This is a genomic window from Variovorax sp. GW822-FHT04E09, assembly GCF_058800845.1.
Map to the genome: position 1 here is coordinate 294,046 of NZ_JBXAMR010000003.1, position 22,862 is coordinate 316,907.

The following is a 22,862-nucleotide window of genomic DNA, read 5'->3' on the forward strand; positions in this document are numbered from 1 at the left end:
GAGAACACCATGAACAGACACGTTTTCCGCATCCTCACGGGGCTTTCGGCGGCCGGCCTGCTGGCCACGGGCGCCAGCGTCGTGCAGGCCCAGCAAGTGGTCCAGGCGCGCGTGATTTCCGCCACGCCGATCCGCGAAACGACCGGCAGCGACGTCAACTACAACGTCACCTACGAATACCAGGGCCGCCAGTACACGACCCGCACCACCAGCCGGCCGGGCGCCACCATTCCGATCCAGGCCAGCGCTTACGGCGTGACCACGTCGGGCGTGACCACCGCGCCGGTTCAGCCCCAGTCGCAATTGCAGCCCTACCCGGTCGAGGCCAACAACGGCCCGCAGTACCCGGAACAGTACCCACAGGGGCAGTACCCGTACCAGCAAGGCGCCAACTCTCCGTGGGACAGCGTCGTGCCCGAACCCGGCGTGGTGGTGTCCAACGCGCCTGCGCCGGTCTACACGCAGCCGGCCCCGGTGTACGCCCCGCCCGTCTACGTGCAGCCCGCCTACACCTACCCGTATGCGCAGCCTTACGTCTACCCGCCGGTCGGCATCTCGCTGAACCTGGGCTACTCGCGCGGTTGGGGCGGTGGCGGCTACTACCGTGGCTATCGCGGATGGGGCGGCCATCGCCACGGCTGGCGCTACTGAGTTCCCCCACGGCGGGCCGGCTCGCCCGAGCCCCTAAAATCGAGGGCTTCTCCAACCCCGGGGGTGCTGCTGCCGCGGCGCGTCCCTCGATCCGCCGAACGCGCAGGCGCCGGCGCCATCCATCCAATGACGACGACTACCGACACCATCAACAGCGCCGCAGTGGCCACCAAGGCCAATGTGTATTTCGACGGCAAGTGCGTGAGCCACAACCTCACCCTGGCGGACGGCACCAAGAAATCGGTCGGCGTGGTCCTGCCCTCCACCCTCACCTTCAACACCGGCGCGCCTGAGATCATGGAAGGCACCGGCGGCAGCTGCGAATACCAGCTCGCGGGCACCAGCGAGTGGATCGCCTCGGGCCCCGGCCAGAAGTTCAGCATTCCCGGCAATTCCAGCTTCCAGATCCGCGTGAGCGGCGAGCCCTACAGCTACATCTGCCACTTCGGTTGAAACGGAACCCCTGACATGTCGACCATTCTCCAAAACGTTCCCGCCGGCCAGAAGGTCGGCATCGCCTTCTCGGGCGGCCTGGACACCAGTGCGGCGCTGCACTGGATGAAGCTCAAGGGCGCGGTCCCCTACGCCTACACCGCCAACCTCGGCCAGCCCGACGAGCCCGACTACGACGAGATCCCGCGCAAGGCGATGCTCTACGGCGCCGAGAACGCCCGCCTGATCGACTGCCGCGCGCAGCTGGCCAACGAAGGCATCGCCGCCCTGCAGGCCGGCGCCTTCCACGTGACCACCGCCGGCGTCACCTACTTCAACACCACGCCGCTGGGCCGCGCGGTGACGGGCACCATGCTGGTGTCGGCCATGAAGGAAGACGACGTCCACATCTGGGGCGACGGCAGCACCTACAAGGGCAACGACATCGAGCGCTTCTATCGCTACGGCCTGCTCACCAACCCCGCGCTGAAGATCTACAAGCCCTGGCTCGACCAGGTCTTCATCGACGAGCTGGGCGGCCGCGCCGAAATGTCGGCGTTCATGCAGAAGGCCGGCTTCGCCTACAAGATGTCGTCCGAGAAGGCCTACTCGACCGACTCGAACATGCTGGGCGCCACGCACGAGGCCAAAGACCTCGAGCACCTGAACAGCGGCATGCAGATCGTGCAGCCCATCATGGGCGTGGCCTTCTGGAAGGACGAAGTCGAAGTCAAGCGCGAAACCGTCTCGGTGCGCTTCGAGGAAGGCGTGCCCGTCGCGCTGAACGGCGTGCGCTACACGAACCTGGTCGAGCTGATCCTCGAAGCCAACCGCATCGGCGGTCGCCACGGCCTGGGCATGAGCGACCAGATCGAGAACCGCATCATCGAGGCCAAGAGCCGCGGCATCTACGAGGCCCCGGGCCTCGCGCTGCTGTTCATCGCCTACGAGCGCCTGGTCACCGGCATCCACAACGAAGACACCATCGAGCAGTACCGCGACAACGGCCGCCGCCTGGGCCGCCTGCTGTACCAGGGCCGCTGGTTCGACCCGCAGGCCATCATGCTGCGCGAAACGGCCCAGCGCTGGGTGGCGCGCGCCATCACCGGCGAAGTGACGGTCGAGCTGCGCCGCGGGAACGACTACTCGATCCTGAACACCGAATCGGCCAACCTCACGTACAAGCCCGAGCGCCTGAGCATGGAAAAGGTCGAAGGCGCGTTCACGCCGCTGGACCGCATCGGCCAGCTCACGATGCGCAATCTGGACATCGTCGACACGCGCGAAAAGCTCGCCATCTACACGCAGGTCGGCCTGCTGTCGTCGGGCGAAGGCGCTTCGCTGCCGAAGCTGGCGAACGACGGCGACGCGAGCTGATCGATCCCTTCGCTGCCCTTGCCAATCGCAAGGGCAGCAATGACAACGGGCCCCTCGGGGCCCGTTTTTCTTTGGAAAGTGCACCCGGCGTCAGTCGCCGCCTCCTCCGCACCCGCCACCGCATCCACCGCCCCCATCGGACGCGCCACCGCCGTCGCTGGAGCCGCCATCGCCGCTCCCGCTCGCCTCGCTGCCGCCGAAGCCTCCGGCATCGCCCGAGCTGCCGCCGTCGGACGACGAATCGCCGAAGCTCGAGCCGCAGTGCGCGTCGGTGCCCGTTGCGCGCTCGATCGCCCGGCAATCGGGGATGTAGTGAAAGCCGTCCGCAATCGCGAACTTGATGTCCAGCGCGAACAGCAGCGGCAGTCGCGCCGGATTACGCGGGTCGATGCTTTCTTCCTTGCAGGCCCAGTACCAGGTGCGGCGCAGGCCGTCGTTGCGCCGCGCGTCCTGGCCCAGTACCTCGGCCGGGCTGTGGTGCAGCAGGCGCCCGAAGGCCGCCTGGCACCAGGTCTGGTAGCCCTGCGTGTGCAGGATGAACTCGTGCCAGGCCGTGTCGACCACCCGCGAGGGCATGGCGACGAACTTGAGGTTGCTGCGCAGGTACGCCATGAAGAACTGCCGCAGCCCGCGCAGCACCAACTCGGCGTCGCGTCGGCTCAGTTGCGGGTGCGCCGCGCGGAGCTTGCCGATCAGGAACGGCGGCAGCCGGGCCTCGCGGATGAACTGGCGGCGCAGGCTGAGTTCGATCTGGCTCAGGAGCCCCGCGAATAAGAGGGCCGCGAGGATCAGCAGCACCGACCCCCACCAGCCCGCCCGCACCAGGAACACCGAGGCGATGCCCGCCACGATGACGGCAAGCTGCGCCCAGCCCAGCACGGCGATGCGCCGGCGGTAGTTCAGGTGCAGGAAATCGAGATCCACCGCGTCAGACCACCACCGGCTCCGGCTCCAATCGGATGCCGAAGCGCTCGTACACGCTGGTCTGGATCGCCTTGGCCAGCGTCATCACCTCGCCGCCGGTCACCGGGTTGGCCGAGCCGCCGCGGTTGACCAGCACCAGCGCCTGCTTTTCGTACACGCCGGCGTTGCCCACCGACTTACCCTTCCAGCCGCAGGCGTCGATGAGCCAGCCGGCCGCGAGCTTGATGCTGCCGTCGTCCATCGGGTAGTGAACGATCTTGGGGTCGCGCGCGATGATGTCGGCGCACTGCTCGGGCGTGACCGTCGGGTTCTTGAAGAAGCTGCCGGCGTTGCCCAGCACGCGCCAGTCGGGCAGCTTGGCGCGGCGGATGGCGCAGATCCACTCGAAGATGTCGACCGCGCTGGGCGTGAAATTGCCGGTTTCCTCCATCTTGCGCTCGAGGTCGAGGTAGCCGACCACGGGCTTCCAGGGCTTGGGCAGCCGGAAGCGCACCTGCGTGATGACCGCGCGGCCCGCCAGGCCGAAATCGTTCGGGCCGCTGCGCACGTGCTTGAAGACCGAGTCGCGGTAGCCGAAGGCGCACTGCGCCGCGTCGAGCGTGAAGGCGCGGCCGGTTTCGAGGTCGAAGGCGTCGAGCGAGTCGAAGCGGTCCTGCAGCTCGACGCCGTACGCGCCGATGTTCTGCACCGGCGCGCCGCCCACGGTGCCGGGAATGAGCGCCAGGTTTTCCAGCCCCGGGTAGCCGCTGCGCACCATCCACTCGACGGTGTCGTGCCAGGTTTCGCCGGCGCCGGCCTCGACGACCCAGGCGCGCGGCGTCTCTTCGACCAGCCGGCGACCTTTGATCTCGACCTTCAGCACCAGCGGCTTGACGTCGCCCGTGAGCACGATGTTGCTGCCGCCGCCGAGCACGAAACGGGGTTCGTCGCGCCAGGCCGGATCGGCGTGCAGCGCGGCCAGGTCGGCCTCGCTGGTGATGCGCGCCAGGTGCTGCGCGCGCGCGACGATGCCGAAGCTGTTGTAGGGCTGCAGCGGGACATTGGACTCCACGATCATGGGAGAATTGTCGCATTCAGTCCCCGTGCGTCCAGGAGAGCCTATGCCGTCTTTCGATACCGTCTGCGAGCCCAATCTGCCCGAAGTGAAGAATGCGGTCGAAAACACCGCCAAGGAAATCGGCACACGCTTCGATTTCAAGGGCACCGCCGCCGCCGTCGAGCTCAAGGACAAGGAGATCACCATGATCGGCGATGCCGAGTTCCAGCTCGTGCAGGTCGAGGACATCCTTCGCAACAAGCTCACCAAGCGCAACGTCGACGTGCGCTTTCTCGACAAGGGCGACGTCCAGAAGATGGGCGGCGACAAGGTCAAGCAGGTCATCAAGATCAAGAACGGCATCGAGAGCGAGCAGGCCAAGAAGATCACCCGCATCGTCAAGGACAGCAAGCTCAAGGTGCAGGCCGCGATCCAGGGCGATGCCGTGCGCATCACCGGTGCCAAGCGCGACGACCTGCAGGCCGCCATGGCCCTCATCAAGAAGGACGTGCCCGACATGCCGCTGTCCTTCAACAACTTCCGCGACTGACCCGCGCATGAAGGCGCTCCTCGTCGCGGCGCTGTGGGCGGCCGCGGCCATGGCGGCGCACGCCGCCGACTCGGTCACGCTGACCGGTTCCATCGGCAGCCGCGCGATCCTCATCGTGAACGGCGCGCCGCCCAAGACGGTGGCGGTCGGGGAGACCTTCCAGGGCGTCAAGCTGGTGTCGCTGCAGGCCGACCAGGCGGTGGTCGAATCGGCGGGCAAGCGCTTCTCGCTGCGCATGGATTCGCCCGTGAGCATCGGCCGGGGCGGTATTGCCGGCAGCGGCGGCAACCGCATCGTGCTGCAGGCCGACAGCCGGGGCCACTACATGACGCAGGGCCAGATCAACGGCCGCGCCGTCACCTTCATGCTCGACACCGGCGCGACCACCATCGCGCTGTCGGCGGTCGATGCCCAGCGCATCGGGCTCGATTACAGCAAGGGGCAGCTGGTGCAGATGCGCACGGCCAACGGCAACGCTGCGGGCTACAGGCTGCGGTTGCAGAGCGTGCGCGTGGGCGACGTCGAGGTCTACGACATCGACGCCATCGTCTCGCAGCAACCCATGCCCTACGTGCTGCTGGGCAACAGCTTTCTCAATCGCTTCTCGATGCGGCGCGACGCCGACGAGATGATTCTCGAGAAGCGGTACTGAGACCGCTCCCGATCTAGCCTCAGGCCTGTGCGGCCGTGACGACGATCTCGATCTTGTAGGCCGCGTTGGCCATCTTGGCCTCCACGGTCGCGCGCGGCGGCGTGTTGCCGGCCGGAATCCACGCGTCCCACACCTCGTTCATGGCGCCGATGTCGCCGATGTCGGCCAGGAAGATCTGCGTCATGAGGATGCGCGACTTGTCGCTGCCGGCTTCGGCCAGCAGGCGGTCGACCATGCCGAGCACCTGCGCGGTCTGGCCGCGGATGTCCTGCGTGGTGTCGTCGGGCACCTGGCCCGCGAGGTAGATGGTGCCGTTGTGCACCGCGGTCTCGGACAGACGTGGGCCGACGTGGAAGCGGGTGATGGATGCCATGGTGAGTTCAAGCCTTTTTCTTCGAGCCGAGTTTCGACTCCGTGCCGGCCGCGAGCCGGCGGATGTTTTCGCGGTGCCGCCAGATCAGCAGCAGACTCATGATGATGATCGCAATCAGCACCGTGCGGTCGAGTGGCCACGCAATGTTTCCACCCAGCAGGTAGTAGGCCGGCGCGAAGAACGCCGCCACCAGCGACGACAGCGACGAATAGCGGAAGAAGATCGCGATGATCAGCCAGGTCGCGCCCGTGGCCAGCCCCAGCCAGGGCGCGATGCCCACCAGCACGCCGGCGGCCGTGGCCACGCCCTTGCCGCCCTGGAAGCTGAAGAACACCGGGTACAGGTGGCCCAGGAAGGCCGCCAGGCCCGCCAGCGCCGCCACGCCCTCGCCCAGCCCCCACTGCGCGCCGAACTGGCGGATCAGGAACACCGGCAGCCAGCCCTTCGCCGCGTCGAGCAGCAAGGTGGCCAGCGCGGCGCCCTTGTTGCCCGAACGCAGCACGTTGGTGGCGCCGGGGTTGCCGCTGCCGTAGCTGCGCGGGTCGGCCATGCCGAGCGACTTGCTCACGATGACCGCAAACGACAGCGAACCGATCAGGTACGACGCCACGATGGCAAGGAGGGAAGGCAGATCGAAACTCAAGGCGGTCTCCGGGGAACGGATTGTTGTTGTGCGCCGCCGGCCTGCATGCCCGGCGGGAAAAAGCAAACGCCGGCTATTCTGCCAGCGCGCACTGCACGGGCTTGGCGCCCAGGAGCGTCACGCACACCTGTGGATCGATGCCCACGAGGTAGCCGCGCCGCCCGCCGTTGATCGCGATCTTCGGCAGTTCGAGCACGCTCGACTCGATGTAGACCGGCATCTCGCGCCGCGTGCCGAAGGGCGAGGTGCCGCCCACCATGTAGCCGCTGTGGCGCTGCGCCACCTCGGGCTTGCAGGGCTCGACCGACTTGGCGCCGATCTGCCGCGCGAGGTTCTTGGTCGACACCGTGCGGTTGCCGTGCATCAGCACGATCAGCGGCCTGGCGTCCTGGTCCTGCATCACCAGCGTCTTGACCACGGTGAACGGATCGAAACCCAGCACCTGCGCACTGTGCTGGGCGCCGCCGTGCTCCTGGTACTCGTAGGGGTGCTCGGTGAAGGCGACCTTGCTCGCCCGCAGCAGCTGGGTGGCGGGCGTCTCGGAAACGTGGGCCTTCTTGCTCACTTGCTCACTTGTTCGGGTCAGGCGGCGGGGTCGCGGATGTCCAGGCGGATCTTGTCGATCTCGGCCAGCACCTCGGCCGACAGCGTCGTGCCGTAGGCGTCCAGGTCTTCGTCGAGCTGCGCCACCGAGGTCACGCCGATGATCGTGCTCGCCACCTGCCACTTGGTGTAGCAGAAGGCCAGCGCGAGCTGCGTGGGGCTCAGGCCGTGATCGCGCGCCAGCTGGTTGTAGCGCCGCGCGGCGCGCAGCGCGTCGGGCTTGCCCCAGCGCTGCTTGCGCACCGACTCGTAGCTCGAGATGCGCGCGCCCTTGGGCGCGTCGGGGCCCTCGATGCCGCTCTGGTCGTATTTGCCCGTCAGCAGGCCGAAGGCCAGCGGCGAGTACGCCAGCAGCGACACGCCGAGCCGGTGCATGGTCTCGTCGAGCGCGTTCTCGTGCGCGCGGCTCACCAGGTTGTAGACGTTCTGCACCGACACCACGCGCGGCAGCCCGTGCTGCTCGGCCAGCCGCACGAATTCGTGCACGCCGTAGGGCGTCTCGTTCGACAGGCCGATGGTGCGCACCTTGCCCGCCGTCACCAGCTTGCCCAGCGCTTCGAGCTGGTCGTGGATCGGCGTCTGCGAGGTTTCCTTCTCGGGGTTGTAGTGGATGTTGCCGAACACCGGCACATGGCGCTCGGGCCAGTGGATCTGGTACAGGTCGATCACGTCGGTCTGCAGGCGGCGCAGGCTGCCGTGGCACGAGGCCTCGATGTCGGCCGCCGTCATGCCCGTGCCTTCGCGCACCCAGGGCATGCCGCGCGAGGGGCCGGCCACCTTGGTGGCCAGCGTGATCTTCTGGCGCGTGCCGGGGTTGGCGGCAAACCAGTTCCCGATGATGGTTTCGGTCGCGCCGCAGGTTTCCTTGCTTGCCGGCACCGCGTACATCTCGGCCGTGTCGATGAAGTCGACGCCGCGCTCGAGCGAGCGGTTCAGGACGGCGTGGGCGGTGGGCTCGTCGACCTGCTCGCCGAAAGTCATGGTGCCGAGGCAGATCGGGGTGACGTGGAGGTCGCTCTGACCGAGTGGAATCTTTTTCATGCGCGGAATGCTAGCGCGCCCGCGCGGCAGGCGCAGCCCCGGCCCCGAGAAACCGAGCGCCGCCCTGTCCTGTGGCGGACTGCGCGCGGCGCGGCCTCTCCGTATCATCGAGCGCCATATGTACCAAGCCCTCCGCCCTTCGCGCAGCGAATTCGTGCCCGTGCGCAACCTGAACTACCACGTCCGCCTCTGGGGGCAGCCGTCGAACGATCGCCCGCCGCTGGTGCTGGTGCATGGCTGGATGGACGTGGCGGCCTCCTGGCAGTTCGTGGTCGATGCCCTGAAGGACGACCGTTTCATCATCGCCCCCGACTGGCGCGGCTTCGGTCTCACCGACGGCGGCGGCGTCGACAACTACTGGCTGCCCGACTACCTGGCCGACCTCGAATGGCTGCTCGACCACTACGCCGGCGAAGGTGACGATGCCCGCCCGGTCGACCTCGTGGGCCACAGCATGGGCGGCAATGTCGCGATGCACTACGCGGGCGTGCGCCCGGCGCGCATCCGCCGCCTCGTCAACCTCGAAGGCTTCGGCATGCCCGCGCGCCAGCCCGCCGAGGCGCCCGCGCGCTACGGCCAGTGGATCGACGAGCTCAAGGGCCTGCACCGCGGTGAGAAGGCGCTCGCGGGCTATTCGGCGGTGGACGGCGTGGCACGCCGCCTCATGAAGACCAATCCGCGCCTCACGCAGGACAAGGCCGACTGGCTGGCCGGCCACTGGTCGGCGCCGCAGGCCCAGGCCGACGGCAGCACGCGCTGGCAGATCCTCGGCGAGGCCGCGCACAAGATCGTCAACGCCAACATCTTCCGCGTCGACGAAACACTGGCGCTCTATGCGCGCATCACCGCACCGACGCTGATGGTCGAGGCCTCGGACGACAGCCTGCACGGCTGGTGGAAGGCGCGCTACACGCTCGCCGAATTCCACGAGCGCTTGAAGTCCGTGCCTTCGGTGCGCATCGAACAGCTCGACGACGCGGGCCACATGCTGCACCACGACCAGCCGCAGCGCGTGGCGCAGCTGATCGAGGACTTCCTCGCCTAGTTTTACTTCTGCGTGGCGCGGCGCAAGGCCGCGCGCGCCAGCAGCCGCGTCGAGTCGAGCGTCGGCAGCGGCGAATTTGCGTCGCTCATGATCAGCGGGATCTCGGTGCAGCCGAGCACCACCGCGTCGCAGCCCTCCTCGTCCTTCAGGCGCTGCATCACGCGCTGGAAGGTGGCCACGGCCTCGGGCTTGAAGATGCCGCAGACCAGCTCGTCCATGATGATCCGGCCGATCTCGGCGCGCTCGTCGACGGTGGGGCGCACGTATTCAAGACCGCGCGCCGAGAGCTTCTCGGGATACACCTCGCTGTCGGTCAGCCAGCGCGTGCCCGTGATGCCGATGCGGCGAAAGCCCCGGCGCACGGCCTCGTCGGCCACCACCTCGGCGATGTGCAGCCAGGGCCGCGGCGAACGCGGCGCCACGTGGTCGAAGGCCTGGTGGATGGTGTTGTCGGGGCAGATCAGGAAGTCCGCGCCCGCCGCGGCGAGCTTGTGCGCGGAGCCGAGCATCAGCGCGCCCACGCCCGCCAGGTCGCCCGCGTCGAGGCAGCGCGTGTACTCCGCGAGCGAGGGCGTGTGCATCGACACCTCGGGGTGCGCGTGCGGGCCGAGCAGCGCCGCGCCCTCGATGCAGATGGTCTTGTAGCAAAGGGCCGCGCCTTCGGCGGAGCAGCCGACGATTCCGATGTGCAGGGTCATGGGGCGCATCCTACAAAAGCCGGCGCGGTTTATCCGGCCTGCGGATATGCAAGCGCGCAAATCTTCGTTCGCGGCGCGCAGCGTGCGTCCTAGAGTGCCCGACTCCCCTTGCCGTCTCCCGGAGTTGTCGCCATGCCTTCCCTTTCGCGCGCCCCCTTGTGGCTGCGCCGCCTTGCCCCGCTGTCCGGCGGACTCGCCCTGAGCCTGCTGCTGCTGGCGCCCGCCCACGCGGACGACCTGCGTGTCGGCTTCATGCCGGGCCCCTACCGCGACGCCTTCACCCACGGCATCGAGCCCCAGCTGAAGAAGCTGGGCTACAGCATCAAGTACGTCGAGTTCAGCCAGGGCGTGCAGCCCAACGACGCCGTGGAGCGCGGGCAGATCGACGCCAACATCTTCCAGCACTCGCTGTACCTGAACGCCACCAACAAGCAGCAGGGCTTCGACCTCGTGCCCGTGGTGCACGTGCCGACGCCGCCCATGGGCCTGTATTCGCGCCGCCACAAGACGCTCGACGCCGTGCCCGACGGCGCCACCGTCACGCTGCCCGCCGACCCGGTGAATGCGGCGCGCGCGCTCAACATCCTCGCGGCCATCGGCTGGGTCACGCTCAAGCCGGGCGTGAGCCCGCTGAGCGTGTCGGAGCGCGACATCGCGAGCAACCCCAAGCGGCTGAAGATCGTGCCGCTGGACGCCGCGCAGGCGCCGCGCTCGCTGGCCGATGCCGACCTCGCGGCCGTGCAGGGCAACTTCGCCGTGGCCTCGGGGCTCAAGCTCACCGAGGCGCTGAAGCTCGAAGACATGACGCTGCCCTACGTCAACGTGGTGGCGGTGAGGCGCAGCAACGAACACGCGAAATTCGCGAAGGACATCGCCACCGCCTACCAGTCGCCCGAGTTCCAGAAGTTCTTCAAGGCCAACCCCGTGTGGGCGGGCTACCGGCTGCCGGACTACTTCAACCAATGAGCAACAAGAAAACCACCACGCCGCGCAGGCAGCTGCACCTCAACGTCAACATCCTGCACTCGGGCTTCGTGCCTTCGGCCTGGCGCCTGCCCGAGAGCGACCCGTGGGCGTTCGCCGACATCCAGCACTACATCCGCACCGCGCAGATCGCCGAAGCCGCCAAGCTCGATGCCGTGTTCCTGGCCGACAACGCCGCCATCGTCGACCAGATCCATTTCCGCCCGATCACCGCGCTGGAGCCCACCATCCTGCTGGCCTGCGTGGCCGCCGCGACCACGCACATCGGCCTCATCGCCACTGCTTCCACCAGCTACAACGAGCCGTACAACCTCGCGCGCCGCTTCGCCACGCTCGACCACGTGAGCGCCGGCCGTGCCGGCTGGAACATGGTGACCACGGCCGACCTGCCCTCGGCGCGCAACTTCGGCCTGGACACCACGCCCGACCACGCCAAGCGCTACGCCCGCGCCTCGGAGTTCGCCGACATCGTCAAGGCGCTGTGGGACAGCTGGGAAGACGACGCCTTCGTCGGCGACAAGGCCGCCGGCCGCTTCATCGACCCGGCCAAGGTGCACGCCCTTGCTCACCGCGGCGAGCACTTCGCGGTGCAGGGCCCGCTCAACCTTCCGCGCCCGCCGCAAGGCCACCCGGTGCTGGTGCAGGCCGGCGCCTCGGCCGACGGGCGCGAGCTGGCATCGCGCCACGCCGAAGCCGTGTTCTCCGCCTCGCAATCCTTCGAAGAATCGCAGGCCTACGCACGCGCCCTCAAGACCCGCGCCGCCGAGCTGGGCCGCGGCCCCGACGCGGTGAAGGTGCTGGCCGGCCTCACCACCATCGTCGGCGCCACCGAAGCGCAGGCGCTTCGCCGCCGCGACGCGCTGGTCGACCTGATCCCCTGGGACTACAGCCTCACGCGCTTGGCCGGCACGCTGGGCATCACGCCCGACCGCCTCAAGCTCGACGAGCGCCTGCCCGACGACCTGCCACTGCCCGGCAATGGCAACGGCAACCACACCTTCTTCAACGCCGTGGTGGCAGCCGGACGCACGCACGGCTACACGGTGCGCCAGCTGATCCGCGAACTCGCAGGCGGCGGCGGGCACCGCGTGATCGTGGGCACGCCCGAGCAGATCGCCGACGACATCGAGCGCTGGTTCAAGGGCGGCGCGGCCGACGGTTTCAACCTGATGCCCGACGCGCTGCCGCATGGGCTGCAGGACTTCGTGGAGGGCGTGGTGCCGATCCTGCAGAAGCGAGGCCTCTTTCGCACGGAATACGAGGGGCGCACATTGCGCGACCACCTCGGGTTGGCCCGGCCTGCAGGGCGGGCGGCACAACGGCTCGCAGCCTGAAGGCGGCCTTCCACACAGGGCGAACACCCACAGCGTGCCCTGTGCGCAGGGCATTGGGTGCTCCCCGCAGCGAAATCAAGGAGGAGGGGCGCAGCCCCGGGGGACATTCGCGGAGGGGAGTACCCGATGTCCTGTGCACGCGCCCTGAACAAACCCCGTCAGGCGTCCCACCACCCCTCATCAAACCGCCCCTGCAGAAACGCCACGAACCCCGATACCTTCCCCGGAACCAACTTCGGCGAAGGAAACACCGCGTGGATCTCCTGCTCCGGCAACGCATGGTCCCCCAGCACGGCGTTCACCTTGCCAGCAGCCAGCGACTCACTCGCCACATAGCGCGGCATCAACGCAATGCCCAGCCCGTCACGCGCCGCAGCCAGCACCGCCGACAGGTTGTTGGAACGGAAACGCCCAGACACCGGCACCGTCACCGGATCGCCCTTGGGCGTGTGCATGCGCCAGAACTCGTCGCCCACCACGCTGCTGTAGATCAGCGCCACGTGCGCGCTCAGGTCCTGCGCGCGTTTGGGCGTGCCGTGCTTCTTCAGGTACGCCGGCGATGCCACCATGACCCACGGGTTCGCGCCCAGGTAGCGCGCACCCAGTGACGAGTCGGCCAGCTTGCCCATGCGGATCGCCACGTCGATGCCCTGCGCAATGAGGTCGACGTAGCGGTCCTCGAAGCTCAGGTCCAGCTGCACCTGCGGATGCCGGCGCATGTACTCCAGCGCCAGCGGCACCACCACGCGCCGCCCGAAGGCCACCGACGTGCCCACGCGCAAGAGCCCCTGCGCCTGGTTCTGGCGCAGCTGCACGATGCTGTCGGCCTCCTCGGCGTCGCGCACGATGGTCTTGCATTTCTCGTAGTACAGCGCGCCCGGCTCCGTGAGGCTCACGCCGCGCGTGTTGCGGTTGAGCAGCCGCACCTTCAGGCGCGCCTCCGTGGCCGCGACCTGCTTGGTCACGGTGGGTTGCGTGGTGTTGAACTCGCGCGCCGCCTTCGAGAAGCTCCCCGTCTCGACGACCCGCACGAACATTTCCATTGCCAATAGACGGTCCATGACCGGATGGTAGCCAGTTATTCCATGGCGGAATAGGTTTTATGGCCCCCAGCCGTCTTCTTGGAATGCGCCCCGCTTCCTACAGTGAGGCCACCTCAAGGAGACTTTCAAATGGCAAAGATGACAGCGGTCCAGGCCGCAGTTCTGGTGATGGAAAAAGAAGGCGTCACGCAGGCCTTCGGCGTGCCGGGCGCGGCGATCAACCCGCTGTACTCGGCCCTGCGCCAGCGCGGCAGCATCTCGCACATCCTCGCGCGCCACGTCGAGGGCGCCTCGCACATGGCCGAGGGCTACACCCGCGCCGTGGCCGGCAACATCGGCGTGTGCATCGGCACCTCGGGCCCCGCGGGCACCGACATGATCACGGGCCTGTACTCGGCCTGGGCCGATTCCATTCCCATTCTTTGCATCACCGGCCAGGCACCGCGCGCCCGCCTGTACAAGGAAGACTTCCAGGCGGTCGACATCGAGTCGATCTCCAAGCCCGTCACCAAGTGGTCGGTCACCGTGCGCGAACCCGGCCAGGTGCCGCAGGTGTTCCAGCAGGCCTTCCACCTCATGCGCTCGGGCCGCCCGGGCCCCGTGCTCATCGACCTGCCCTTCGACGTGCAGATGGCGCAGATCGAGTTCGACATCGACGCCTACGAACCCCTCAAGCCCTACAAGCCGGCCGCCACGCGCGCCCAGATCGAGAAGGCCATCGGCATGATGCAGGCGGCCGAGCGCCCGCTGATCGTGGCCGGCGGCGGCATCATCAACGCCGACGCTTCCGAGCTGCTCGTGCGCTTTGCCGAAGCCACCGGCGTGCCGGTGATCCCCACGCTCATGGGCTGGGGCGCCATTCCCGACGACCACCCGCTCATGGCCGGCATGTGCGGCCTGCAGACCAGCCACCGCTACGGCAACGCCACCGTGCTGGCGTCGGACTTCGTGCTGGGCATCGGCAACCGCTGGGCCAACCGCCACACCGGCTCGGTCGACGTCTACACCAAGGGCCGCACCTTCGTGCACGTGGACATCGAGCCCACGCAGATCGGCCGCGTGTTCACGCCCGACTTCGGCATCGTCTCCGACGCCAAGGCCGCACTCGAACTCTTCGTCGAAGTGGCCGAGGAAATGAAGGCCGCCGGCAAACTCACCGACCGTGGCGCCTGGGCCGGCGAATGCCGCGAGCGCAAGAAGACCTTGCTGCGCAAGACCAACTTCGACACCGTGCCGATGAAGCCGCAGCGCGTGTACCAGTGCATGAACAACCACCTGGAACGCGACACCTGCTACGTGAGCACCATCGGCCTGTCGCAGATCGCGGCCGCGCAGTTCCTGCACGTGTACAACCCGCGCCACTGGATCAACTGCGGCCAGGCCGGCCCGCTGGGCTGGACCATTCCCGCTGCACTGGGCGTGCGCGCCGCCGACCCGACGCGCAAGATCGTCGCGCTCTCGGGCGACTACGACTTCCAGTTCATGATCGAAGAGCTGGCCGTGGGCGCTCAGTTCAAGCTGCCCTACCTGCACATCGTGGTGAACAACTCCTACCTCGGCCTGATCCGCCAGTCGCAGCGCGGCTTCGAGATGGACTACTGCGTGCAGCTGGCCTTCGACAACATCAACGCGCCGGCCGATGCCGGCATCGAAGGCAGCTACGGCGTCGATCACCTCAAGGTGGTCGAGGGCCTGGGCTGCAAGGCGATCCGCGTGCACAAGCAGGAAGAGATGGCGCCCGCCATCGCCCGCGCCGAAGCGCTCATGGCCGAGTTCCAGGTGCCGGTCGTCATCGAGGTGATGCTCGAGCGCGTGACCAACATCGCGATGGGCACCGAGATCGACGCCATCAACGAATTCGAACCGCTGGCCGAAAGCATGGCCGACGCACCGACCGCCCTCGCGGTGGCGATGCTGGACTGACCGAGGAGACAAGAGACATGCCCAAGTTCGCAGCCAATCTCACGATGCTCTTCACCGAGCTACCCTTCATGCAGCGCTTCGAGGCGGCCGCCAAGGCCGGCTTCAAGGCGGTGGAGTACCTCTTCCCCTACCCCTTCGACAAGAAGGAACTCGCGGCCGCCCTGCGCGCCAACGGCCTGCAGCAGGTGCTGCACAACCTGCCGGCCGGCGACTGGGACAAGGGCGAGCGCGGCATCGCCTGCCACCCGGACCGCACCGGCGAGTTCCGCGAAGGCATCGCGCTGGCCATCGACTACGCCACGGCGCTGGGCTGCCCGCAGCTCAACTGCCTGGTCGGCAAGGTGCCGGCGGGCGTGAGCACCGACGCCGCGCACAAGACCGTGGTCGAGAACCTGCGCCTCGCAGCGCGCGAGCTCGAAGCCGCGGGCCTGCGCCTGCTGATCGAGCCGATCAACACCTTCGACATCCCCGGCTTCTTCCTCACCCGCACCGACCAGGCGCTGGCGCTGATCGACGAGGTGGGCTCGGACAACCTGCGCGTGCAGTACGACATCTACCACGCACAGCGCATGGAAGGCGAGCTGGGCAACACGCTCACCAAGCAGCTGGCGCGCATCGGCCACATCCAGCTGGCCGACAACCCGGGCCGTGGCGAGCCGGGCACGGGCGAGATCAACTACCCGTGGCTGTTCCAGCACATCGATGCGCTGGGCTACGACGGCTGGATCGGCTGCGAGTACAAGCCCCGCGCCACCACGGTGGAAGGCCTCGGCTGGCGCGAAGCCCTCACGAAGAAGCAATGAACGTTCACGAAGGAAACAGAGACATGACCACTGCAGCAACTGCACAAAAAATCGGATTCATCGGCCTGGGCATCATGGGCGCGCCCATGGCGGGCCACCTGCTCGACGCAGGCCACACGCTCTTCGTGAACACGCACGGCAACACGCCGGAGCCCTTCGTCTCGAAGGCCACCATCTGCGGCTCGGCCGCCGAAGTGGCGCGCAAGGCCGACATCATCTTCATCATGGTGCCCGACACCCCGGACGTGGAGAAGGTGTTGTTCGGCGCACCGGGCGCGGAAGGCGTGGCCGACGGCCTGAAGGGTTCGCAGGGCAAGATCGTGGTGGACTGCAGCTCCATCGACCCGATCGCCACCAAGGAATTCGCGCGCCGCATCGTCGCGCTGGGCGCCGGCTACATCGACGCGCCGGTCTCGGGCGGCGAAGTGGGCGCCAAGGCCGCGAGCCTGACGATCATGTGCGGCGGCGACGAAGGCACCTTCGGCCGCGTGAAGCCGCTGCTGGACAAGATGGGCAAGAACGTGACGCTGGTGGGCGGCGCGGGCGACGGCCAGGTCTGCAAGGTGGCCAACCAGATCATCGTGGCGCTGAACATCGCCGCCGTGAGCGAAGCGCTGGTGTTCGCCTCGAAGGCCGGCGCCGACCCGGCCAAGGTGCGCCAGGCGCTGATGGGCGGCTTTGCCAGCTCGCGCATCCTCGAAGTGCACGGCGAACGCATGATCAAGCGCACCTTTGCGCCGGGCTTCCGCATCGCGCTGCACCAGAAGGACCTGAACCTGGCGATGCAGAGCGCGCGTTCGCTCGGCGTGGCGCTGCCGCAGACCGCGAACGCAGCGCAGCTGATGAACGCCTGCGCGGCGATGGGCTACGGCCAGCTGGACCACTCGGCGCTGGTGAAGGCCCTCGAAGCCCTCGCCCAGCACACCGTCGCTCCAGACTGAACTAGCTCTTTGCAGTCTCCAGGGACTCCTTCAGGTTGCGCCGGCGCCATGCCCAGGTCTTCACGGCCTGCGGCAGGATGCCGATGCACGACGCGTAGTACGTCACCTTGAAGCCCCAGAAGCGCGGCCCGATGGGCGTGTTGCGGAACAGGTCGCCGGCCAGGATGGACAGGAGCGCCTCCTGCATGCGCCAGATGTTGCGCGGCGCCATGAACAGGCGGCGGATGGCGGGCGAGGTGATGCGGTAGATGAACCACGAGAACATCTTCGGCCCGTGCTTCATCACCTTCTCGTAATGGCGGAAGGCCTTCTCGGCCTCCTTCGCCTCGCCCTTGAGCCAGTGGTCGGCGCAGGTCGCGGCCTCGAAGCCGCTGTTCATCGCCAGGTACACGCCCGAGGAGAACATCGGGTCGACGAAGGCGTAGGCGTCGCCCACCATCATGAAGCGGTCGCCGCGGCAGAACTTGGAGTCGTAGGCGTAGTTGCCGGTGGTGGTGGCGCCTTCCATGAGCGTGGCGTTCTTCAGCCGCGCGGCCAGCTTGGGCGCCAGCGCGATGGTCTGCATCAGGAAGTCTTCGAGCGAGGCGCCCTGGCGCCGCTTGAAGTAGGCCGGCGAGGCCACGGCGCCGACGCTCACGGTGCCGTCCTTCAGCGGGATGTACCAGAACCAGCCGTGGTCGAACCAGAACAGCGAAATGTTGCCCTCGAAGCGGCCCGGCCGGCGCTCGGCATTGGCGAAGTGGCCGTACAGCGCCGCGCTCGCATGCTTGCGGTTGCGCTGCTTGGCGTCGAACTGGTTCGACAGCAGCGTGTCGCGCCCGCTGGCGTCGATCACGAAGCGCGGGCGCCATTCGGTCTCGGTGCCGTCGTCGGCCTTGACCTTCACCAGCGCCCGGTTGTCGGGCGTGCCCTTGCCCGCGTCCATGTCGACGCCGGTGACGCGCCGGCCCTCGAAGGTGCGCGCGCCGCGCTTGCCGGCGTGGCGGAACAGCAGCTCGTCGAATTCCGAACGGCGCACGTGCACGGCATAGGGAAAACTCTTGTCCATCGCCTGGCCGAAGTCGAAGTGGCTGCTGTGGTCGTGCCAGGGCGAGACGAATTCGGCGCCGTGCTTGCGCAGGCCGATGGCCTCGACCTCGGTGCGCACGCCGAGCCGGTCGAACAGCGGCATGTTCATCGGCAGCAAGGATTCGCCGATGTGAAAGCGCGGGTGCTGCGCCTTCTCGAGCAGCACCACGTCGTGGCCCTTGTCTGCGAGCAAGGCGGCCACCGTGGAGCCCGAAGGGCCTCCGCCGATGACCACGACATCCGGCTCGGTGCCGGTGAAAGGTCCGGGTGTCATTCGATGTCCCTCCGTGTTGTTCTGTGGTTGTGGACGTTGGTTCGCCGCACCGCCCGTGCGGCACGGATTTGCCCCCCGGAAACGGGGGTGTTGAAGTTTAGCGAGTCGGCAGACCCTCTCGATCAGGCGGAAGATAGAGGGTCTCGTCGTTCCCCCCGAGAGAAGAGGCCGCGCTTTTGCGGTAGCCTCATTGCCCGCCAGAACCTAGGAGACTTTTCAAATGGCTGCATCCCTGTCCCCCGCTGAAGAAGCACTTCGAGAAGCAGCGCGCGAATACCACCGCTCGCCCGTCAAGGGCAAGATCTCGATCACCCCCACCAAGCCCCTGCTGAACCAGCGCGACCTGTCGCTGGCTTACTCGCCGGGCGTGGCCTACCCCTGCCTCGACATTGCGGAAGATCCCGCGCTCGCGGCCGAATACACCGCCCGCGGCAACCTCGTGGGCGTCATCACCAACGGCACCGCCGTGCTGGGTCTGGGCAACATCGGCCCGCTGGCCTCCAAGCCCGTGATGGAAGGCAAAGGCTGCCTGTTCAAGAAATTCGCCGGCATCGACGTGTTCGACATCGAGCTGGCCGAGAACGACCCCGACAAGCTGGTCGACATCATCGCGGCGCTGGAACCCACGCTGGGCGGCATCAACCTCGAGGACATCAAGGCGCCCGAGTGCTTCTACATCGAGAAGAAGCTGCGCGAGCGCATGAACATCCCGGTGTTCCACGACGACCAGCACGGCACGGCCATCATCTCGGCCGCAGCGCTGCTCAACGGCCTGGAACTGGTCGGCAAGAAGATCGAAGACGTCAAGATCGCCGTCTCGGGCGCCGGCGCTGCCGCCATCGCCTGCCTGGACGTGATGGTCGGCCTGGGCGCCAAGCCCGCCAACATCTATGCCTGCGACTCCAAGGGCCTGATCTACATGGGCCGCGCGGGCGGCTTCGACGAATCGAAGGCCCGCTACGCCCAGAAGGACACCGGTGCGCGCACCCTGGCCGACGTGGTGAAGGACGCCGACGTGTTCCTGGGCTGCTCGGCCCCCGGCGTCATGAGCGCCGAGATGGTCAAGACCATGGGCACGCAGCCGATCATCCTGGCGCTGGCCAACCCCGAGCCTGAAATCCGCCCCGAGCTGGCCAAGGCCGTGCGCCCCGACTGCATCATCGCCACGGGCCGTTCGGACTACCCGAACCAGGTCAACAACGTGCTGTGCTTCCCATACATCTTCCGCGGCGCGCTCGACTGCGGCGCGAGCAAGATCACGGAAGAAATGAAGCTGGCCTGCGTGCGCGAAATTGCCGACCTCACCAAGGCCGACATCAGCGAAGAAGTGGCCACCGCCTACGCCGGCCAGGAGCTGGCCTTCGGCCCCGACTACATCATTCCGAAGCCCTTCGATTCGCGACTGATCCTGCGCATCGCGCCGGCCGTGGCCAAGGCGGCCGCCGCCTCGGGCGTGGCCTCGCGCCCGATCGAGGACATGGAGGCCTACCGCCAGCACCTGACGCGCTTCGTCTACCAGACGGGCATGTTCATGCGCCCGGTGTTCAGCGCCGCCAAGATCTCCACCACCAAGCGCGTGGCCTACGCCGAGGGCGAGGACGAGCGCGTGCTGCGCGCCGCGCAGTGGGCGGTCGACGAAGGCCTGGCCCAGCCCATCCTGGTGGGCCGCCCCGCCGTGATCGAGGCACGCATCCAGAAGGCCGGCCTGCACATCCGCCCCGGCACCGACTTCGAGATCGTGAACCCCGAGGACGATCCGCGCTTTCGCACCTACTGGGAGAGTTTCCACAAGCTCATGGGCCGCCGCGGCGTCACGCCCGAGGCCGCCAAGACCATGGTGCGCCGCTCCAACACCACCATCGCCGCGCTGATGCTGCACCTGGGCGACGCCGACGCGATGATCTGCGGCCTGGTCGGGCGCTTCGACGTGCACCTGGAGCACATCCGCAACCTGATCGGCCTGAAGCGCGGCGCGCCCGGCTTTGCCACGCTGAACGCGCTCACGCTCGAAAAGCGCACGGTGTTCATCACCGACACCAACGTGAACGAAGACCCGAGCGCCGAACTGCTGGCCAGCATCGCCGTGATGGCCGCCGAAGAGGTGCGCCGCTTCGGCCTGCCGCCGAAGGTCGCCTTCCTGTCGCACTCGAACTACGGCACCTCCAGCCGCGGCTCGGCGCGCAAGATGCGCCTGGCGCGCGACCTGTTCTCGCAGATGGCACCCGACATCGAGTGCGACGGCGAGATGCACGGCGACGCCGCGCTGTCCGACGAGATCCGCCGCACTGCGCTGCCCGAGACCACGCTCACGGGCGAGGCCAACCTGCTGGTGTGCCCGAACCTCGACTCGGCGCACATCCTCTACAACGTGCTGAAGATGACCGGCGCGAACGGCATCACGGTGGGCCCGATCCTGCTGGGCGGCGCCAGCTCAGCCCACGTGCTGACGCCCTCGGCGACGGTGCGCCGCATCATCAACATGACGGCGCTGGCCGTGGCGAAGGTGAAGTCCCAGGACTGACGCCGACGTTTCTTCCATGAAACAGCAACGCCCCGTCGCGGTCTCCGCGGCGGGGCGTTTTTCATGGACGGCCGTGTTCAGGCGTGGACAGGCGACACCACCGGCACGTCCGCCGGGTCGAACACGTTCCAGGCCAGCAGCTCCCTGTCTTCGGGCGGCGGCTCGCAGCCGCCGACGCGGCTGGGCTTCCAATCGAAACGCTGTTTCGTGTCGGCCAGTGCCTCGGCGCGCTTGAAAGCGGCCAGCGCCGAATCGATGACGGGCACGCCCAGCGCGTCCTGCAGCTGGCGGTAGAAGCCGAACTCGAGCGTGCAGCCCAGGATGAGCGCCTCGGCACCGTCCTCGTCGATGGCGCGGCGGCCCTGCGCGATCATGCGGCGCACGGTTTCGTCGCGGTCGCGCTGGAAGTCTTCCACGCCGAGTTCCAGCGCGCGGAACGAGGCGATCAGGTGCGCATGGCCGTACTCGCGCACGCGCGCCTCGATGCGCGGCACCCACTTGCGCCGCCCCACGATCACCGACACCTTCTGCGCCAGGTTGGACGCGACCTCGAACGAGGCCTGGCAGGGCGCGACCACCACCGTCTGGCCGGAGATCTCGCGCGCCTCGACCAGCACCGGGTCGTAGAAACAGCCGACCACCACGGCGTCGAAGCCCTGCTGCGCGGTGTCGCGCACGGCGCGCACGATGTCGGCGCCCAGCAGCGCCTCGTAGCTCTGGTACTCGACGTGGTGGCAAACCGACGCGTTGCGCAGCGACACCACCTCGACCTCGGTGCCGGGGTTCTTCACCTCGGCGAACTCCTGCGCGAAGCGCGCGTTGTAGGTGTCGTTGCCGACGGCCCGGATCCAGCGGATGCGCAGTGTCATGTCGTATCTCCGTTCAGGCCGGCGCGAAGGCTTCGCCCAGCGACTTCTCGAGCGGGCGGTACAGCTCGGGCATGAACATGGTGCGCGACAGCAGCAGCCGCGCGCGCGGCGCCACCAGCACGCGCAGCCGCGCGCCCTGGCGCACATGCGCCGACACCACGGGCTGGCCGTCGTCCGAGAAGGTCATGATCAGGTCGGGAAAGCGCGCGATGCGCTCGCCGCCCTGCGCCAGCAGCATGTACTCGTTGATGAAGCGCAGCGTGGTGCCGGCCGCATCGTCGAGTTCGACCACGCCGACGTCCAGCCCTTCCTGCTGCTCGCAGCGGTAGCTGCGCACCGTGCCTTCGGCGACGAGGCGCCCGTCGAGCGAGCGGGCCACGGCATCGACGCCGCCGTCCAGGAAGGTCTGGCCCAGCGCGATGGCGTGGCTGATGGCGCCCGGTGCGCCGTGCTGGCGCGCGTAGCCCACGGTCACGGGGTTGCGCGCCACCGCCACGAGGCCACCCGCCTCCACCGAGGCGCGACGCACCACGGCCGAGGTCTGTTCGAGCCGGCCCGACACCACGCCTTCCACGTAGCGGTGCGGCTCGCCGCCCGCGTAGGCCTGCACCGAGAGGTAGTCCGGCTCGGTGTGCAGGCCCAACGCGCCCATCACGCTCGACGGATGGGCGCGGCCGTTGCACGCGAGGTCGATCACGGGCAGGCCGGTCATGGCGGCGTGGAACCAGCCGTTGACCGTGGTCTCGGCGCCGTTCTCGTTGGCATGCAGCGCGACCAGCGTCTGGCCCGCCGGCAGCTCGCGCCGCAGCAGCTCCAGCGTGCGCAGCAGGTGCGCCGGCTGCACGTGCGGGTCGGGCGCGGCCGGCGCGCCCACGAGGGCCATGGTGGCGGTGAGCGCGGCGTCGTCGAACTCGTCGACGCTCCACAGCTGCGGCGTGCCGACCTGCAGGGCCAGCCGCGCGGCGCGTTCGCCGGCCGCGATGAGCCCGCCGCCCCCGCCGCCGAGGATGGCGCCGCCCCAGATGGCCGCGCGGACGTCGTCGCTGGTCAGATTGCGTTTCATGGATTCGATTCCTG

23 protein-coding genes are annotated in these 22,862 nt (G+C 68.1%); 12 read left to right on the plus strand and 11 right to left on the minus strand.

The genetic code is table 11. The features are described 5' to 3' along the window. Nucleotides 1-9 precede the first annotated feature (9 nt). The 3 genes from AC1RL8_RS13600 (at nucleotide 10) to argG (ending at nucleotide 2,460) form a co-directional block, all read left to right on the plus strand. The gene (locus AC1RL8_RS13600) at nucleotides 10-651 is read left to right on the plus strand and encodes a hypothetical protein (protein WP_492684518.1); all 642 of its coding nucleotides are present in this window, start codon (nucleotides 10-12) and stop codon (nucleotides 649-651) included. Between the two features lie 126 nt (nucleotides 652-777). Continuing rightward, a complete protein-coding gene (gene ppnP / locus AC1RL8_RS13605) occupies nucleotides 778-1,104 on the plus strand; it encodes a pyrimidine/purine nucleoside phosphorylase (protein WP_062469962.1) in 327 nt (108 codons plus the stop codon). Nucleotides 1,105-1,119: 15 nt separating this feature from the next. Then, nucleotides 1,120-2,460 (plus strand): argininosuccinate synthase, encoded by a 1,341-nt coding sequence (gene argG, locus AC1RL8_RS13610; RefSeq protein WP_062469963.1) that lies wholly within the window; start codon nucleotides 1,120-1,122, stop codon nucleotides 2,458-2,460. Nucleotides 2,461-2,550: 90 nt separating this feature from the next. Here the strand turns inward: argG and AC1RL8_RS13615 are convergent, their stop codons facing one another. Both AC1RL8_RS13615 and murB read right to left on the minus strand, forming a co-directional pair. Next, the gene (locus AC1RL8_RS13615) at nucleotides 2,551-3,384 is read right to left on the minus strand and encodes a glycine-rich domain-containing protein (protein ID WP_369629712.1); all 834 of its coding nucleotides are present in this window, start codon (nucleotides 3,382-3,384) and stop codon (nucleotides 2,551-2,553) included. Between the two features lie 4 nt (nucleotides 3,385-3,388). Continuing rightward, nucleotides 3,389-4,441: a UDP-N-acetylmuramate dehydrogenase gene (gene murB, locus AC1RL8_RS13620; protein ID WP_492684519.1), complete on the minus strand. Its 1,053-nt coding sequence runs from the start codon at nucleotides 4,439-4,441 to the stop codon at nucleotides 3,389-3,391. A 43-nt stretch (nucleotides 4,442-4,484) separates the two neighbouring features. Between murB and AC1RL8_RS13625 the strand changes: the two genes are divergently transcribed. Both AC1RL8_RS13625 and AC1RL8_RS13630 read left to right on the plus strand, forming a co-directional pair. Continuing rightward, nucleotides 4,485-4,970, plus strand: a complete 486-nt coding sequence (locus AC1RL8_RS13625) for a YajQ family cyclic di-GMP-binding protein (RefSeq protein ID WP_095746332.1) — start codon at nucleotides 4,485-4,487, stop codon at nucleotides 4,968-4,970. Nucleotides 4,971-4,977: 7 nt separating this feature from the next. Beyond that, nucleotides 4,978-5,622, plus strand: coding sequence for a retropepsin-like aspartic protease family protein (locus tag AC1RL8_RS13630; protein WP_487848172.1), 645 nt, complete (start codon nucleotides 4,978-4,980; stop codon nucleotides 5,620-5,622). A gap of 19 nt (nucleotides 5,623-5,641) precedes the next feature. Here the strand turns inward: AC1RL8_RS13630 and AC1RL8_RS13635 are convergent, their stop codons facing one another. From AC1RL8_RS13635 to AC1RL8_RS13650, 4 genes are all read right to left on the minus strand, one after another. Further along, a complete protein-coding gene (locus AC1RL8_RS13635; protein ID WP_070062404.1) occupies nucleotides 5,642-5,995 on the minus strand; it encodes a RidA family protein in 354 nt (117 codons plus the stop codon). 7 nt (nucleotides 5,996-6,002) lie between these two features. Beyond that, nucleotides 6,003-6,638 carry a glycerol-3-phosphate 1-O-acyltransferase PlsY gene (gene plsY, locus AC1RL8_RS13640; protein ID WP_070062403.1) on the minus strand — a complete coding sequence of 212 codons (636 nt, stop codon included), beginning with the start codon at nucleotides 6,636-6,638 and terminating at the stop codon, nucleotides 6,003-6,005. Nucleotides 6,639-6,711: 73 nt separating this feature from the next. Further along, the gene (locus AC1RL8_RS13645) at nucleotides 6,712-7,203 is read right to left on the minus strand and encodes an aminoacyl-tRNA deacylase (protein ID WP_492684520.1); all 492 of its coding nucleotides are present in this window, start codon (nucleotides 7,201-7,203) and stop codon (nucleotides 6,712-6,714) included. 17 nt (nucleotides 7,204-7,220) lie between these two features. Next, nucleotides 7,221-8,282, minus strand: a complete 1,062-nt coding sequence (locus tag AC1RL8_RS13650) for an aldo/keto reductase (protein ID WP_492684521.1) — start codon at nucleotides 8,280-8,282, stop codon at nucleotides 7,221-7,223. A 118-nt stretch (nucleotides 8,283-8,400) separates the two neighbouring features. Between AC1RL8_RS13650 and AC1RL8_RS13655 the strand changes: the two genes are divergently transcribed. Further along, complete coding sequence (locus AC1RL8_RS13655; RefSeq protein ID WP_492684522.1) at nucleotides 8,401-9,327, plus strand: alpha/beta fold hydrolase; 927 nt, start codon at nucleotides 8,401-8,403, stop codon at nucleotides 9,325-9,327. A gap of 2 nt (nucleotides 9,328-9,329) precedes the next feature. Here the strand turns inward: AC1RL8_RS13655 and AC1RL8_RS13660 are convergent, their stop codons facing one another. Further along, a complete protein-coding gene (locus tag AC1RL8_RS13660; RefSeq protein WP_492684523.1) occupies nucleotides 9,330-10,025 on the minus strand; it encodes an aspartate/glutamate racemase family protein in 696 nt (231 codons plus the stop codon). Nucleotides 10,026-10,157: 132 nt separating this feature from the next. On the opposite strand from AC1RL8_RS13660, the gene AC1RL8_RS13665 reads away from it, so the two are divergent. Both AC1RL8_RS13665 and AC1RL8_RS13670 read left to right on the plus strand, forming a co-directional pair. After that, on the plus strand, nucleotides 10,158-10,991 hold the full coding sequence (locus AC1RL8_RS13665; RefSeq protein WP_492684524.1) for a MetQ/NlpA family ABC transporter substrate-binding protein: 834 nt from the start codon (nucleotides 10,158-10,160) through the stop codon (nucleotides 10,989-10,991). After that, on the plus strand, nucleotides 10,988-12,343 hold the full coding sequence (locus AC1RL8_RS13670; protein ID WP_492684525.1) for an LLM class flavin-dependent oxidoreductase: 1,356 nt from the start codon (nucleotides 10,988-10,990) through the stop codon (nucleotides 12,341-12,343). The genes AC1RL8_RS13665 and AC1RL8_RS13670 overlap by 4 nt, the downstream gene beginning before the upstream one ends. Nucleotides 12,344-12,501: 158 nt before the next feature. On the opposite strand, the gene AC1RL8_RS13675 is transcribed toward AC1RL8_RS13670, so the two are convergent. Then, entirely contained in the window at nucleotides 12,502-13,404 is a 903-nt protein-coding gene (locus tag AC1RL8_RS13675) for a LysR family transcriptional regulator (protein WP_070062397.1), read from the minus strand. 111 nt (nucleotides 13,405-13,515) lie between these two features. On the opposite strand from AC1RL8_RS13675, the gene gcl reads away from it, so the two are divergent. Genes gcl through AC1RL8_RS13690 form a run of 3 tightly spaced genes read left to right on the plus strand, consistent with a single transcriptional unit; the run spans nucleotide 13,516 to nucleotide 17,053 of the window. Beyond that, entirely contained in the window at nucleotides 13,516-15,309 is a 1,794-nt protein-coding gene (gcl, locus tag AC1RL8_RS13680; RefSeq protein ID WP_489058089.1) for a glyoxylate carboligase, read from the plus strand. Nucleotides 15,310-15,326: 17 nt separating this feature from the next. Continuing rightward, nucleotides 15,327-16,112: a hydroxypyruvate isomerase gene (gene hyi, locus AC1RL8_RS13685; protein ID WP_492684526.1), complete on the plus strand. Its 786-nt coding sequence runs from the start codon at nucleotides 15,327-15,329 to the stop codon at nucleotides 16,110-16,112. A 23-nt stretch (nucleotides 16,113-16,135) separates the two neighbouring features. Then, nucleotides 16,136-17,053, plus strand: a complete 918-nt coding sequence (locus tag AC1RL8_RS13690) for a 2-hydroxy-3-oxopropionate reductase (protein ID WP_489058087.1) — start codon at nucleotides 16,136-16,138, stop codon at nucleotides 17,051-17,053. Between the two features lies 1 nt (nucleotide 17,054). On the opposite strand, the gene AC1RL8_RS13695 is transcribed toward AC1RL8_RS13690, so the two are convergent. After that, the gene (locus tag AC1RL8_RS13695; RefSeq protein ID WP_307637763.1) at nucleotides 17,055-18,395 is read right to left on the minus strand and encodes an NAD(P)/FAD-dependent oxidoreductase; all 1,341 of its coding nucleotides are present in this window, start codon (nucleotides 18,393-18,395) and stop codon (nucleotides 17,055-17,057) included. Between the two features lie 220 nt (nucleotides 18,396-18,615). Here AC1RL8_RS13695 and AC1RL8_RS13700 point away from each other — a divergent pair, with 220 nt between their 5' ends. Then, entirely contained in the window at nucleotides 18,616-20,916 is a 2,301-nt protein-coding gene (locus AC1RL8_RS13700) for an NADP-dependent malic enzyme (protein WP_070062392.1), read from the plus strand. 77 nt (nucleotides 20,917-20,993) lie between these two features. On the opposite strand, the gene AC1RL8_RS13705 is transcribed toward AC1RL8_RS13700, so the two are convergent. Together AC1RL8_RS13705 and AC1RL8_RS13710 are read right to left on the minus strand one after the other, a co-directional pair. Then, nucleotides 20,994-21,785, minus strand: coding sequence for an aspartate/glutamate racemase family protein (locus tag AC1RL8_RS13705; protein ID WP_492684527.1), 792 nt, complete (start codon nucleotides 21,783-21,785; stop codon nucleotides 20,994-20,996). A 13-nt stretch (nucleotides 21,786-21,798) separates the two neighbouring features. Then, nucleotides 21,799-22,848 carry an S-methyl thiohydantoin desulfurase domain-containing protein gene (locus AC1RL8_RS13710; RefSeq protein WP_492684528.1) on the minus strand — a complete coding sequence of 350 codons (1,050 nt, stop codon included), beginning with the start codon at nucleotides 22,846-22,848 and terminating at the stop codon, nucleotides 21,799-21,801. Nucleotides 22,849-22,862: the final 14 nt, after the last annotated feature.

Bases quoted from the DNA above. Each gene is read 5' to 3' on its own strand.
- AC1RL8_RS13600 (WP_492684518.1), top strand. From the start codon at position 10: ATGAACAGACACGTTTTCCGCATCCTCACGGGGCTTTCGGCGGCCGGC.
- ppnP (WP_062469962.1), top strand. From the start codon at position 778: ATGACGACGACTACCGACACCATCAACAGCGCCGCAGTGGCCACCAAG.
- argG (WP_062469963.1), top strand. From the start codon at position 1,120: ATGTCGACCATTCTCCAAAACGTTCCCGCCGGCCAGAAGGTCGGCATC.
- murB (WP_492684519.1), bottom strand. From the start codon at position 4,441: ATGATCGTGGAGTCCAATGTCCCGCTGCAGCCCTACAACAGCTTCGGC.
- AC1RL8_RS13625 (WP_095746332.1), top strand. From the start codon at position 4,485: ATGCCGTCTTTCGATACCGTCTGCGAGCCCAATCTGCCCGAAGTGAAG.
- AC1RL8_RS13630 (WP_487848172.1), top strand. From the start codon at position 4,978: ATGAAGGCGCTCCTCGTCGCGGCGCTGTGGGCGGCCGCGGCCATGGCG.
- AC1RL8_RS13635 (WP_070062404.1), bottom strand. From the start codon at position 5,995: ATGGCATCCATCACCCGCTTCCACGTCGGCCCACGTCTGTCCGAGACC.
- AC1RL8_RS13650 (WP_492684521.1), bottom strand. From the start codon at position 8,282: ATGAAAAAGATTCCACTCGGTCAGAGCGACCTCCACGTCACCCCGATC.
- AC1RL8_RS13655 (WP_492684522.1), top strand. From the start codon at position 8,401: ATGTACCAAGCCCTCCGCCCTTCGCGCAGCGAATTCGTGCCCGTGCGC.
- AC1RL8_RS13660 (WP_492684523.1), bottom strand. From the start codon at position 10,025: ATGACCCTGCACATCGGAATCGTCGGCTGCTCCGCCGAAGGCGCGGCC.
- AC1RL8_RS13665 (WP_492684524.1), top strand. From the start codon at position 10,158: ATGCCTTCCCTTTCGCGCGCCCCCTTGTGGCTGCGCCGCCTTGCCCCG.
- AC1RL8_RS13670 (WP_492684525.1), top strand. From the start codon at position 10,988: ATGAGCAACAAGAAAACCACCACGCCGCGCAGGCAGCTGCACCTCAAC.
- AC1RL8_RS13675 (WP_070062397.1), bottom strand. From the start codon at position 13,404: ATGGACCGTCTATTGGCAATGGAAATGTTCGTGCGGGTCGTCGAGACG.
- gcl (WP_489058089.1), top strand. From the start codon at position 13,516: ATGGCAAAGATGACAGCGGTCCAGGCCGCAGTTCTGGTGATGGAAAAA.
- hyi (WP_492684526.1), top strand. From the start codon at position 15,327: ATGCCCAAGTTCGCAGCCAATCTCACGATGCTCTTCACCGAGCTACCC.
- AC1RL8_RS13690 (WP_489058087.1), top strand. From the start codon at position 16,136: ATGACCACTGCAGCAACTGCACAAAAAATCGGATTCATCGGCCTGGGC.
- AC1RL8_RS13695 (WP_307637763.1), bottom strand. From the start codon at position 18,395: ATGACACCCGGACCTTTCACCGGCACCGAGCCGGATGTCGTGGTCATC.
- AC1RL8_RS13700 (WP_070062392.1), top strand. From the start codon at position 18,616: ATGGCTGCATCCCTGTCCCCCGCTGAAGAAGCACTTCGAGAAGCAGCG.
- AC1RL8_RS13705 (WP_492684527.1), bottom strand. From the start codon at position 21,785: ATGACACTGCGCATCCGCTGGATCCGGGCCGTCGGCAACGACACCTAC.
- AC1RL8_RS13710 (WP_492684528.1), bottom strand. From the start codon at position 22,848: ATGAAACGCAATCTGACCAGCGACGACGTCCGCGCGGCCATCTGGGGC.